This is a genomic window from Kocuria atrinae C3-8, from assembly GCF_000286355.1.
GTDB classification, from domain to species: Bacteria; Actinomycetota; Actinomycetes; order Actinomycetales; family Micrococcaceae; genus Kocuria; species Kocuria atrinae_A.
In genome coordinates, this window is record NZ_AJXN01000031.1 from 23,677 (window position 1) to 36,034 (window position 12,358).

Genomic DNA, 12,358 nt, shown 5'->3' on the forward strand with positions numbered 1-12,358 from the left:
ATCTGAGAAGAAACGGATAGCAACGCATGAGTGACGAGACTCCGGACGGAAACGTCCCGGTCGACCCCGAGAACTCGGCCGAGTTCGAAACGAACGAGGGCGCCGTCGTCGTGAGCAGCGGCGACCACGTGGAGCAGGTGGACCTGCAGACCGAGATGCAGCGCTCGTACCTGGACTACGCCATGGCCGTGATCGTCGGCCGTGCGCTGCCGGACGTGCGCGACGGTTTGAAGCCCGTGCACCGCCGCGTGATCTACACGATGTTCGACGGCGGTTACCGCCCCGAGCGTTCTTTCAACAAGTGCGCCCGCGTGGTCGGCGACGTGATGGGTAACTACCACCCGCACGGCGACTCCGCGATCTACGACGCCTGGTGCGTCTGATCCAGGGCTGGATCATGCGGTACCCGCTCGCGCTGGGCCAGGGTAACTTCGGCTCGCCGGGTAACGACGGCGCTGCGGCCCCGCGTTACACCGAGACCAAGATGGCACCGCTGGCCATGGAGGTGGTCCGGGACATCCACGAGGACACCGTGGATTTCCAGGACAACTACGACGGCAAGCAGCAGGAACCCACCGTCCTGCCGGCGCGCTTCCCCAACCTGCTGGTCAACGGTTCCTCCGGTATTGCCGTGGGTATGGCCACCAACATTCCGCCGCACAACCTGCGCGAAGTGGCGGACGGCGTGCAGTGGTACCTCAAGAATCCCACCGTGGATCGCGAGACCCTGCTCGAAGAACTCATCAAGCGCGTCAAGGGTCCGGATTTCCCCACGGGTGCTCAGATCCTGGGTCACAAGGGCATCGAGGACGCTTACCGCACCGGTCGCGGTTCCATTACCATGCGCGCGGTGGTCAACGTGGAGGAGATCCACGGCCGCACGTGCCTGGTGATCACCGAGCTGCCGTACCAGGTGAACCCGGATAACTTGGCCGTGAAGATCGCGGACCTCGTCAAGGACGGCCGCGTGCAGGGCATCGCCGACATGCGCGACGAGACCTCGGGCCGTACCGGTCAGCGCCTGGTGATCGTGCTCAAGCGCGACGCCGTTCCCAAGGTGGTGCTCAACAACCTCTACAAGCACACCCAGCTGCAGGAGAATTTCTCCGCCAACATGCTGGCGCTCGTGGACGGCGTGCCGCGCACCCTGTCCCTGGACGCGTTCGTGCACCACTGGGTCACGCACCAGATGGAAGTCATCGTGCGTCGTACCCGGTACCGCCTCAAGCAGGCCGAGGAGGAAGCACACATTCTGCGCGGTCTCCTCAAGGCACTGGATGCCCTGGACGAGGTCATTGCGCTGATTCGCCGTTCTCCCACCGTGGAGGAAGCCCGCACCGGGCTCATGGAGCTGCTCGACATCGACGAGGCTCAGGCCCAGGCGATCCTCAACATGCAGCTGCGCCGTTTGGCGGCCCTGGAACGTCAGAAGATCCAGGACCGGCACGCGGAACTCGAGCGTTTGATCGCCGAGTACCAGGCGATCATCGCGTCCGAGGACCGTCAGCGCGAGATCATTTCCGAAGAGCTCGCGGAGATCGTCAACCACTACGGTGACGATCGCCGCAGCGAGATTCTCTTCGGTTACGACGGTGACATGTCCATGGAAGACCTCATTCCCGAAGAGGAAGTGGTCGTCACCATCACCCGCGACGGTTACGTCAAGCGCACGCGCTCGGACGAGTACCGCTCGCAGCACCGCGGTGGCCGTGGCATCAAGGGCGCACAGTTGCGCGGCGGTGACGTGGTGGAGCACTTCTTCGTCACGACCACGCACAACTGGATCCTGTTCTTCACCACGTTCGGTCGCGTGTACCGGGCCAAGGCGTACGAGCTGGTCGAGGCCGGCCGTGACGCCAAGGGCCAGCACGTGGCCAACCTGTTGGAGTTCCAGCCGGACGAGCGCATCGCTCAGGTCATGCAGTTGCGCACCTACCAGGACGCTCCGTACCTGGTGCTCGCCACCCGCCGCGGCCTGGTCAAGAAGTCGCGCCTGTCCGACTACGACACCAACCGCACCGCCGGCGTGATCGCCATCAACCTGCGCGACGACGACGAGCTGGTCTCGGCCATGCTCGCGACTCCCGCGGACGACATCATGCTGATTTCGCACCTCGGCCAGTCGCTGCGTTTCACCGCCGACGACGACGCCCTGCGTCCCATGGGCCGCGCGACCTCCGGTGTGACCGGCATGAAGTTCCGCGACGGTGACGAGCTGCTCTCCGCAAACGTGGTCACCGACGACGCCTTCGTGTTCGTGGTGACCGAGGGCGCTACGCCAAGCGCACCGCGGTCAGCGAATACCGTGTGCAGGGCCGTGGCGGTCTGGGCATCAAGGTGGCCAAGCTCGCCGATGATCGAGGCGGCCTGGTGGGCGGTCTGATCGTGGGTGAAGCGGACGAGGTCCTCGTGGTCATGTCCGGCGGCAAGGTGGTTCGGTCCAACGTGGCCGAAGTCCCCGCGCGCGGCGCGACACGATGGGCGTGATCTTCGCCAAGCCGGGTCCCTCGGACCACATTGTCGGAGTTGCTCACAACGCCGAACGCGAGATCGAGAAAAAGGTTGATTCCGAGGCTGAGGAGGGCGGCGACGTCGTCCCCGAAGAAGTTCAAGAAGAGGCCGCGGACCAGGACATTGATGTCGAGGCAACCTCGGACGATGCAGTAGCGTTGGAAAACAACGACAACGGAGGTGAAGCATGAGCGCAAGCTCAGCCTCAAAGGGCGCCAAGCCCGCGAAGAACTCTTCGGTGAGTCCCGCCAAGGGCGGCACCAAAACCGCGGAGAAGAAGCCGGCTACGCCCGCAGCCAAGAAGCCGCAGAACCAGCCCAACAAGGGCCTGGTCCGCCCCGCACCCCGCGCCAAGGTGCGCCGTGCGCGGTTGGTGGTGTCCAAGGTCGACACCTGGTCGGTGCTCAAGCTGGCCTTCCTGCTCTCCGTTGCACTGGGCATCATCACGGTCGTGGCATCGCTGGTGCTGTGGCTCGTGCTGAACCTCACTGGTCTGTTCGATGGCATCAACGAAATGCTGTCCATGCTCGGCGGCAACGCCGGCGGCACGGACATCAAGGAGTTCTTGTCCTTGGGCAACGTGGCGCTGTTCGCCACGATCATCTCCGTGGTCAATGTGATTCTGCTGACCGCACTGTCCGTGCTGGGGGCTCTGTTGTACAACATTGCGGCCGCGCTGATCGGCGGCATCGGGGTGACCCTGACCGACGACTGATCGGTCCACGATTTGGCGCCGGGGGAAACCTCCGGTAAAGTTTCAGCTCGGTCATCCAAGAAGTTAGCTTTTTGGGTGGTCGTGCTACGGGCGTATAGCTCAGACGGTTAGAGCGCTTCGCTGATAACGAAGAGGTCCCAGGTTCAATTCCTGGTACGCCCACTCAACTGAGTTCACGAGTAAAATCGTGTGGAGGTAGCGATGAAGGCACGAACCGCAGCACTGGCTGCACTCGCCGGCTTGTCCATCGCAGCTTTCAAAGCTTGGCGCGAGGCGGAAGCCAAACGCGAAGCATGGGACTCAGCTGTAGATCCCGTCGACTGAACGGTCTAGGGATTTGGCACACCGGCAGGTGAGCCGCAATTGAATACGGGGCCTTAGCTCAGTTGGTAGAGCGCCGCCTTTGCAAGGCGGATGTCAGGAGTTCGAATCTCCTAGGCTCCACAATCAAAACCTCCGGGTTCCTGTTGCGACAGGGGCCCGGAGGTTTTTTGGTGTGCGGAGTGCGGGATGTGGAGCGTTCCATTCACGCCTGTGGAACGAGTGGCTGAGGCAGCGACGGGAGCGACCAGAGCGGCGTCGTCGGACGAAATAATGCAGAACCTTTCTGCCACAGTTGTGTACCAATCATTACGAACAGTTAACGCGTGAAATACTGACGAACAATTGCTGTGACCCCCCTCATGATTGCCAAGTCAGTGGAGTAACCGAATGCGCGATAAAACACCCTTGCTGCCGGATCCGTCGGTGAATCCGAACGAGCAGCTGGAACGGGTCAAGAAGTGGCGGATCGTGGGCCCCGGTCTGGTGGTGGCCGCCACCGGTGTGGGCGCCGCGGACATGGTCGCGACCCTGACCGCCGGCTCCCGCTACGGTTACACGCTGCTGTGGGCGGTCATCGTGGGCACCATCATGAAGATCGTTCTGGTGGAGGGCGCGGGGCGTTACTCGCTGTCCAGCGGTCGCACGATCTTCGAAGGCTGGCGCTCGCTGGGTCGCTGGACGTCCTGGTACTTCGGTCCGTACATCCTCATCTGGGGCTTCGTGTACGGCGCGACCGCCATGTCCTCGTCCGCGCTTCCCTTGGCAGCGCTGTTCCCGTTCCTGCCGCTGTGGGCCTGGGCCATCATGATGGGTCTGATCGGCTTCGGCATTGTGTGGATGGGTCGGTACGCGGCGGTCGAGAAGGTCACCGCGGCCATGGTGGGCATCATGTTCCTGGTCATGGTGGGTCTGGCGATCATCACGCTGCCCAACATCCCCGAGATGCTCAAGGGCCTGATCCCCGTGATCCCGCAGAGCGGTGTGGTTTACACGCTCGCACTGGCCGGAGGCGTGGGTGGCACCATCACTCTCGCGGCGTACGGTTACTGGCTGCGTGAAAAGGGCTGGCACCAGCCGCGATGGATGCGCGTCATGCAGCTGGACAACGCGGTCGCATATACCATTACCGGCATCTTTGTCCTGGCCATGCTGGTCGTGGGCGCTGAGGTGCTCTACTCCGCCGGCTACGCCATCAGCGCCGGAGACCGCGGCCTGCTCGACCTGGACGCTGTGCTGCGCGACCGCTATGGCGACGTGATCGGAGTGATCTTCCTGATCGGCTTCTGGGCGGCGTCCTTCTCGTCCGTGGTGGGTGTGTGGTCCGGCGTCTCGCTCATGTTCGCCGATTACTGGGGCAACATCCGCAACCGTCCCAAGGACCACCCGGACACCCGCAACGGCGGCAAGTACTTCAAGTTCTACCTGCTGTGGCTCACGTTCCCGCCCATGCTGTTGCTGCTGCTGGATCGTCCGGTGTTCCTGATCCTGCTGTACGGCGTGCTGGGCGCACTGTTCATGCCGTTCCTGGCGGTCACGCTGTTGGGGCTACTCAACACCTCGCGCACCCCCAAGAACTGGCGCAACGGCATGTTCACCAACTCGGTGCTCGTGATCTGCGCGGTGCTCTTCGGCATCTGGGTATCTACCAGGTGTGGGACACGCTCTCGGGCGTCCTTTTCTAGCTGAGGTCGGCCGCTCGGCCAGAGCTTAAACGACGACGCCGCCGGTGCCCCTTCCCGGGGCCCGGCGGCGTCTCTGTGTTCTTAGCTAGCGCGAAGCTAACTCAGATCACTTGGTGTTGTCTTCGGGCTTGGAACCCTTGATCTGTTCCTTGACCTCGTTGACGGTCTGCTTGGCATCCTCGGCGACGGACTTGGCGCCGTCCGAAGCGCGGTGAGCAGCCTGGGAGGTGGTGCCTGATCGTTCACCGGAGCGGTCGGATCCTTGATGTCGTCAACCTTGGCACCCTGGCCGGCAGCCACGGTGGTGGAGTTGTTGACCGGGGAAGCGGACACGCGCGGGGACGTGGAGGCCGGGGTCTTCCAGGGATCCTGGACCGGACGGGAGGCGCGCCATGCGGCAACGCCAGCCACTGCACCGGCGGCGATCAGACCGAGGACCAGCAGGCCCTTGTTGCCACCCTGAGCCTTCTTCTGCTTCTTGGCGTACTCCTTGGCGGAGTTGCGAGCAGCCTTCTGGATACGCTTGACGGTCTTCTTGTCACCGGTGAGCTTGGTGACCAGAGCGTCGAACTGATCCGAGGTGTCTGCATCCGCAACCTTGGCTGCGAGAGCAGCAACGGCGCCGTCGTACTTGCCCTGGGCATCAGCGCGGCCCTTGGCGGTGTTCTTGGCGGCCTTGGCTGCCAACGGTGCAGCAGCGGCTGCGCCTGCGGCGGCGGCCTTCTCGCTGCGAGCCTTCACGGTGCCGCCCAGCTCGGAAGCCTTACCCAGGCCCTCCTGGACGTACGGGCCGGAGGACTGAACACCGGTGGCCAGGGCGGAAGCGCCCGTCTCGACACCCTGCTGCAGCTTGGTGCCCAAGTGACCGATCTCGTTGGACAGCCATGCGCCAGCGTCCACGACCTTTGCCTCGGCACCCTTCTGCGCCAGCTTGGCCTTCTTTTGGCTCTTGCTCTTGAACAAGCTCATAACGTGTCCCTCCTGAAGTAGTGACATTAAAAAGCTCCACAATCAGCATACGGGCTTATTAGTAGCTCAGGAGGGCCCAATCAGCGGATTCACGGGCTTTTCACTGTGCGCTGAACGCCTCCCCGCGCCCCTGACGGGTTCTCGGGAGCGTGCCACAATGACACCATGACTGCTATTGCAACACACAAGGCGACCATCCACACCAACCACGGCGACATCGTGGTGGACCTCTTCGGTAACCACGCACCCAAGACCGTGAAGAATTTCGTTGGTCTGTCGGACGGATCCCAGGAATGGGCCGATCCCCGCACCGGTGAGAAGCAGAACGGTCCGCTCTACAAGGACGTCGTGTTCCACCGCATCATCAAGGATTTCATGATCCAGGGCGGTGACCCGCTGGGTCAGGGCATCGGTGGCCCCGGCTACAACTTCGATGACGAGATCCACCCGGAACTCAACTTCAACGCTCCCTACATGTTGGCCATGGCCAACGCGGGACTGCGTAACGGCCGCGGCACCAACGGCTCCCAGTTCTTCATCACCACCGCACCCACACGTGGCTGCAGGGCAAGCACACCATCTTCGGTGAGGTTGCTGATGAGGATTCCAAGAAGGTCGTGGACGAGCTCAACAACGTCCGCACCGGTGGCCAGGACCGCCCCGTGGAGGATGCAGTAATCACCTCCATCGACATCGAGCAGCTCTGACCTCGATAGTTTTTTCGTAGACAAGGCCCACCCGTTGACCGGGTGGGCTTTGTTGTAGGTATGACCAGTAGATATGCGGGAGCAGACATGAACGAGAATCCTCGAGAGACCCCGAACGACCGCCAAGGCCCGTGGGGCGATCGGCCCGTTCCTGCCCCGCAGTACGGCCAGTACATCTCGGGTCCTCAAGGTGGTCCCGGTGGGCAGCACCCGTCCGGTCAGCATGACCCTACCCGCGGCCCGCAGCAGCCTGAGCGACGAGGCGGCCCCGGGATTCAACGACGACGCCGCGGGGGCGGCATGCCCGTCTCCTGGACCATCATTGGGCTGTGCGTGGCCGTGTGGGGTATCCAATGGTTGGTCTACGCCACCACTCCCTACAACTTGGCCTCGATCCTGGGTTACGCACCGGTGCTGACCAGCACCGAACCGTGGCGCATGCTCACCTCAGGGTTTGTGCACTCCATGCCCTCGCCCATTCACCTGCTGCTGAACATGTACACGCTGTACCTGTTCGGCCGGATGCTCGAACCATTCTTGGGATCCTGGCGGATGTTGGTCCTGTTCGTGCTGTCGGTGCTCGGTGGGTCTCTGGGCGTACTGCTGCTGGGACAGCCCAACGTGCTGGTGATCGGAGCCTCCGGTGGAGTCTTCGGCCTGTTCGGTGCGCTGTTCATCTTCATGCGCCACTTCAAGCGCAACATCACGCCCATCGTGGTGCTCATCGTGATCAACCTGGCCTTCGGATTCCTGGTGGGTGGTATCGCGTGGCAGGCACACGTGGGCGGACTGATTGTGGGCGCGCTCGTGTCGCTGGCGATGCTCCCGGGGCTGCGAAAGCGTCGCTGAGCGGAGTTCTCCACAGGGGTTGTCCACACCTGTTAACAACTTACAAACATGTAATTCCACAGCTGTGAACAACCCTGTGGATACCGGGAAACCAGGCTCTGGGAGCCCTGTGGAGTACATGTTGTTCGGGATATGCACAATGTTCTCCACACCTGTGGATAACTTTCGTACACGGGCTGGGGAGAATGACAGGATCAGTCCGAAACTGCCCCGCCTGTCAGGTTGATGACCGTTCCGGTGATGGCTCCCGCACGATCAGAGGCCAGGAACGCGGCCGTCTCCGCAACGTCGGAGAGCGTGGGCAGCCTTTTCAGCAGCGTGGCTTGCGCCATGCCGTCGTCCAGGAACTGCCGGACGGTTTGCCCACCCGACTCCGCGAACGGTTTGAAGAGTTCCTGGGTGTAGGAATCGGCTTCCGGTGCATCGCTCACGGCGTGAGGCCGGATGTCGACCACTCGGATATTGCTGGGCGCCAGTTCGGCGGCGAGTAGGCGTGAGAACGTCTCCTTGCCCGCGGCACTCACACCGTGACCCAGGATGCCGCTGACCGTGAGTTTGGCTCCCGGTTCCGAGAGGAAGAGGATCACGCCGGGGCGGTCGCCACCCATGTGGCGTGCCACAGCTTGGCTCGTGATGAAGCTGGCCTTGAAGAAGTCATCGATCGGATGCATGAATTCTTCAACCGAGAGTTCGGCCAGCACTTTTCCTTGATCGTGCATGATGCTCACGGCGTTGACCGCAATGTCGAGGTTCCCGGCCGTAGCCGCAATGGCATCAGCGTGCGCGTTGACGGCTTGTGGATCCAAGACATCCACCTGGGCCGTCTCGACAGCACCGCCTACCGCGGCAATGTCACTGGCCACAGCGTCGAGTTTGGATTGCGTGCGGCCAGCGAGAAAGACTCTCGCTCCTTCCCGGGCGAAAACCCGTGCAATGGCACCGCCAATAGCGCCACCACCTCCGTAGATCACAGCATTTTTCTTGTCCAGCATTAGGGCGCTCATGAGACTCCTCCAAGGAGTTCGCCTGGTGACAGGCTTCGAACGGCCTAAGCATTGAACTGGGCCATGACCGCTCTGAATGTGATGATGCCAATAGTAATACTGCTTACTATTTTCATCCCGGAGAGCGACTGATTCTTGGTGAATCGCACCACAAGTAGTTCACGGGGCGAACAAAAACCGGCACCCTTGTAGACGCACCTCGATACTTTGCGCTCAAAACCCATCCCCCGAAAGGTCCTCCCCGCATGCCCCAGATGACTCCCGCCCGCCGCAGGTTCGCCCTGTTCGCACTTGCCCTGGGTGGATTCGGCATCGGGTGCACGGAGTTCGTCTCCATGGGGCTGCTGCCACAGATCGCACAGGACATGCTGGGCGAGACGTACACTGCCTCTCCCGAGCAGGGCATTGCCCAGGCCGGCTGGCTGATCAGCGCCTACGCCCTGGGTGTTGTGGTGGGTGCACCACTGATCTCTGTGCTGGTGGCTCGCGCGTCCCGGACCACCATGCTCCTGGTCATGGCGGTGGCTCTGCTGGTGGGCAACGTGGCCTCCGCCGTGGCTCCCGAATTCGAAACGCTCATGGTCATGCGTTTCCTGGCTGGTCTTCCGCACGGCGCGTACTTCGGATTGGCGTCACTCATCGCCGCGGACGTGATGGGCCCGGGTAACCAGGCCAAGGGTGTGGCCCTGGCGCTGTCCGGGCTGACCGTGGCCAACGTGGTGGGCGTTCCTACCATGACCGCGTTGGGCCAGGCCTTCGGGTGGCGCGCCGCTTACGTTGCCGTGGCAGTGGTGTTCGTGGTGACCCTGGCCGCGCTGTGGTTCACGGTTCCGTCTCAGCGGCCCATTGCCGGGTCCAGCCGCAGGGGTGAGATGTCCGCACTGCGCTACGGGCAGGTGTGGATCGTCATGGGCGTTGCCGCCATTGGTTTCGGTGGCTTCTTCGCGATCTTCAGCTACCTCACCCAGATGAGCCGCGAACTGGCCCACCTACCCGGTGGGGCCGTGCCGTGGTTGCTGGCCACCGTGGGTATCGGCATGACCCTGGGCAATATCGCCGGCGGCATCAGCGCGGACCGCTATCCCAAGCAATCCATGATCATCGGGTTCCCGGTGCTCGCCCTGGTGATGCTGGGCGTGTGGGCGCTGGTTGGTAACCCCGTGGGAATCTTCGTGGCGGGTCTGGCCATGGGCCTGGCCAACTCGTTCGTCATGCCCTCGATTCAGAGCTGGCTCATCGACGCCGCCGGGGAAGCACGATTGTTGGGTGCCTCCTTGAATCACTCGGCCTTCAACGTGGCCAACTCCATTGGCGCTGTTCTCGGTGGCGCCGTGATTTCCGCGGGCTTCGGGTACCGCTCACCGGCACTCGTCGCGTGCGCGCTGGTGATCGTGGGCGGGCTGCTCGCGCTGTATGGCGCCAAGCGGCAGAAGGGCTTGGCGCAGCGTCATCGGACCACGATTGAAATGGACATTACGGAACCAGGAACTGGCCGAACACCAGTAGTTTCGTCGAGTCGATGAGCAACAGCAGTGAGGCGAGAGCCAGCGCCACCGTGACGGCCACTGTCGCATAGGGCTGGATGACTCGCCACCACCGCGTCATGGTGTCGGCAAGACTGCGCTGCCGACCGACCAAAGTCACCACGGCAAGCAACGTCAATGGGAATTGACTGATGAGCGCCCACGCCACCCAGCCGGCTCCTGCGATGGGTGCAGCCTGGGTCGCAGACGCTGCCACGAACAGGTCGAACGGCACGTCGAAGATCACGATGGCCACGAACACCGCGGCGGTGACGTACAGGCCCCACGCTGAGCGGGGCTTCTCGATGTCACGATCCTCGTTGTGGGCTTCTGCTCGGTCACGCGAGGCTCGAAAAACTCTGAGCACGACATAACTGGCAAGGACCAACCCCAGGGAGAGTTCGATCCACGCTGCCGTGGTGCCCTGTCTGACCAGTTCGTGCCAGCGGATGTCGAGCAACTGACGCCCCACCCATTGCGTGAGTGCGAAGCCCCACAGTGCCGTGCCGCCCAGCAGCAACGCGGTGGTACCCAAAACATGCCGACGCCGCACACCGGCACCCAATGCGGCGGCCATGATGAGCATGGGCGCGGGATCCAAGCCACCCGCCGCGGTGGTCAGGGTGGAGACCAAATATTCTTGGATGGTCATATGCGCTCACCGCGGACATGATGAGGGGTATCAGCGACTGCCGATGACCGAGGGATCGTGACCACGCGCGTCACGTTACATCACGTGGACAACGGGGCGAGCGGCGTCGTCGGGCACGGCGCGACGCAAGATCTCGTGGACCATGGACGCCGTCTGGCCCTGGCCCCAGAGCAGGAACCTGAGATAGTTGCGGATGGGTGAACCTGACGACCACTCGAGGTAGAGGTCCGGAGGCACGCCCGTCTCGTCACGGATCCACAGCGCCACCCCCGCCAGGCACGTGGGGACCGAGGAACCGTCCACGTGGATGACCCGGTGTGAGCCTACGGTGCGCGAAACCAAGGACACTTTGTCGGAGAAGTCGGACGGATCCCGCAGTTTGACCTCCACGAACCACACGTCTGCATCCTCCACCAGGGAGTGGGACAGGCGCTCGGTCATCAGTTTCTCCCGGTAGTCCTCGTCAGCGTCGGACGGGTCGGGATTGTGCGGGATCAACTGGATGGCGTGGCCCTCGGCCGCGACCATCGAGGCGCGCAAGGCAGAATCCGCCCGCAGATCCGTGATGCGCAGTTCCGAGGCGCGCCACACGCGGGACGCGAAGGAAATCACCAAGATGCAGACCACGAACACCGCCGCGATCTTGATGCCGTCCGGGCGCTCCACCACGTTGGCGATGGTTGTGTAGAGGAAGACCGCGGTGACCAGTCCGTACCCCCACGCGAGGCGCGGCCGCCCGTGATGTCTTGCGGACAGTGTCACCGCCAGCGCGGCGGAGGTCATGAGCACCAACACCCCGGTCGCGTACGCGCCGCCCTGGGCATCCACGTCCGCGTCGAAGATCCACGTGATGATGAAGGCCACCAGCGTGAAGACCAGAATCAACGGACGCACGGCGCGAGTCCACTCCGGAGCCATGCCGTAACGGGGTAGGTAGCGGGGTACAAGATTCAACATTCCGGCCAGTGCGGAGGCCCCGGCGAACCACAGGATCAAGATGGTGGACAGGTCGTAGGCGCTACCGAAGACCGGTCCCATGTACGCGTGTGCCACGTAGGCCAGCGCGCGCCCGTTGGCCTCGCCACCGGCGGCGAATTCCTGCGGCGGAATCAGCAGCGTGGTGACCATGGAGGAGCACAGGAGCATCACGGCCATGATTGCGGCGGCCAGCGTGAGCATCTTGCGGGCACCTCGGATGCGTCCGGCAACGGCACCGTGCTTGCCCGCGACACCGTGGCGGTCAGCTTTGCGGGGGGTGGTCGCGACCGCGGCCGGCCGGCTGTGTCGTGTCGGTGGGGTCGGCGCCGTCGACGACGTGGTGCGCGGCCTTGGTAGCGTTGCCGCCGCCGGCCGTGGATCCCGGGTGGATCTGTGTCATGACGGACACCCCGGTCTCGTAGCCGGACATGCCCAGGGCGAGTT

At 63.2% G+C, this 12,358-nt stretch carries 9 protein-coding genes, 2 tRNA genes and 2 pseudogenes; 8 read left to right on the top strand and 5 right to left on the bottom strand.

The annotated features are described in order from the left end of the window. Positions 1–26: 26 nt before the first annotated feature. From gyrA to YO9_RS0104605, 5 genes and pseudogenes are all read left to right on the top strand, one after another. Positions 27–2,702: pseudogene (gene gyrA / locus YO9_RS0104580) on the top strand (DNA gyrase subunit A). Beyond that, positions 2,699–3,226 carry a DUF3566 domain-containing protein gene (locus YO9_RS0104585; RefSeq protein WP_016996444.1) on the top strand — a complete coding sequence of 176 codons (528 nt, stop codon included), beginning with the start codon at positions 2,699–2,701 and terminating at the stop codon, positions 3,224–3,226. Before gyrA ends, YO9_RS0104585 begins: the two are co-directional and overlap by 4 nt. Before the next feature lie 88 nt (positions 3,227–3,314). Next, positions 3,315–3,388, top strand: a tRNA-Ile gene (locus tag YO9_RS0104590). Positions 3,389–3,597: 209 nt separating this feature from the next. Further along, positions 3,598–3,670 (top strand) — tRNA-Ala (locus YO9_RS0104600). Between the two features lie 267 nt (positions 3,671–3,937). Next, entirely contained in the window at positions 3,938–5,236 is a 1,299-nt protein-coding gene (locus YO9_RS0104605; RefSeq protein WP_016996446.1) for an Nramp family divalent metal transporter, read from the top strand. 92 nt (positions 5,237–5,328) lie between these two features. Here the strand turns inward: YO9_RS0104605 and YO9_RS0104610 are convergent, their stop codons facing one another. Then, positions 5,329–6,201: a hypothetical protein gene (locus YO9_RS0104610; protein WP_223286104.1), complete on the bottom strand. Its 873-nt coding sequence runs from the start codon at positions 6,199–6,201 to the stop codon at positions 5,329–5,331. A gap of 165 nt (positions 6,202–6,366) precedes the next feature. On the opposite strand from YO9_RS0104610, the pseudogene YO9_RS0104615 reads away from it, so the two are divergent. Then, a pseudogene (locus YO9_RS0104615) lies at positions 6,367–6,908 on the top strand (peptidylprolyl isomerase). Positions 6,909–6,995: 87 nt separating this feature from the next. Next, positions 6,996–7,757 (top strand): rhomboid family intramembrane serine protease, encoded by a 762-nt coding sequence (locus YO9_RS0104620; protein ID WP_223286105.1) that lies wholly within the window; start codon positions 6,996–6,998, stop codon positions 7,755–7,757. Positions 7,758–7,951: 194 nt separating this feature from the next. Here YO9_RS0104620 and YO9_RS0104625 read toward each other — a convergent pair whose 3' ends face one another. Further along, positions 7,952–8,761 (bottom strand): SDR family NAD(P)-dependent oxidoreductase, encoded by an 810-nt coding sequence (locus YO9_RS0104625; protein ID WP_031272684.1) that lies wholly within the window; start codon positions 8,759–8,761, stop codon positions 7,952–7,954. A gap of 245 nt (positions 8,762–9,006) precedes the next feature. On the opposite strand from YO9_RS0104625, the gene YO9_RS0104630 reads away from it, so the two are divergent. After that, positions 9,007–10,284, top strand: coding sequence for an MFS transporter (locus YO9_RS0104630; protein ID WP_016996449.1), 1,278 nt, complete (start codon positions 9,007–9,009; stop codon positions 10,282–10,284). On the opposite strand, the gene YO9_RS0104635 is transcribed toward YO9_RS0104630, so the two are convergent. From YO9_RS0104635 to YO9_RS16825, 3 genes are all read right to left on the bottom strand, one after another. Further along, positions 10,235–10,936 carry a hypothetical protein gene (locus YO9_RS0104635; protein WP_016996450.1) on the bottom strand — a complete coding sequence of 234 codons (702 nt, stop codon included), beginning with the start codon at positions 10,934–10,936 and terminating at the stop codon, positions 10,235–10,237. The two genes, YO9_RS0104630 and YO9_RS0104635, sit on opposite strands and share 50 nt — an antisense overlap. Positions 10,937–11,011: 75 nt before the next feature. Next, positions 11,012–12,115 carry an APC family permease gene (locus YO9_RS0104640; protein WP_016996451.1) on the bottom strand — a complete coding sequence of 368 codons (1,104 nt, stop codon included), beginning with the start codon at positions 12,113–12,115 and terminating at the stop codon, positions 11,012–11,014. A gap of 61 nt (positions 12,116–12,176) precedes the next feature. Next, on the bottom strand, positions 12,177–12,358 hold a 182-nt coding region (locus YO9_RS16825), incomplete at its 5' end, for a hypothetical protein (protein ID WP_223286106.1).

Coding starts and splice junctions, on each gene's coding strand:
- YO9_RS0104585 (WP_016996444.1), top strand. CDS start 2,699: ATGAGCGCAAGCTCAGCCTCAAAGGGCGCCAAGCCCGCGAAGAACTCT.
- YO9_RS0104605 (WP_016996446.1), top strand. CDS start 3,938: ATGCGCGATAAAACACCCTTGCTGCCGGATCCGTCGGTGAATCCGAAC.
- YO9_RS0104610 (WP_223286104.1), bottom strand. CDS start 6,201: ATGAGCTTGTTCAAGAGCAAGAGCCAAAAGAAGGCCAAGCTGGCGCAG.
- YO9_RS0104620 (WP_223286105.1), top strand. CDS start 6,996: ATGAACGAGAATCCTCGAGAGACCCCGAACGACCGCCAAGGCCCGTGG.
- YO9_RS0104625 (WP_031272684.1), bottom strand. CDS start 8,761: ATGAGCGCCCTAATGCTGGACAAGAAAAATGCTGTGATCTACGGAGGT.
- YO9_RS0104630 (WP_016996449.1), top strand. CDS start 9,007: ATGCCCCAGATGACTCCCGCCCGCCGCAGGTTCGCCCTGTTCGCACTT.
- YO9_RS0104635 (WP_016996450.1), bottom strand. CDS start 10,936: ATGACCATCCAAGAATATTTGGTCTCCACCCTGACCACCGCGGCGGGT.
- YO9_RS0104640 (WP_016996451.1), bottom strand. CDS start 12,115: ATGCTCACGCTGGCCGCCGCAATCATGGCCGTGATGCTCCTGTGCTCC.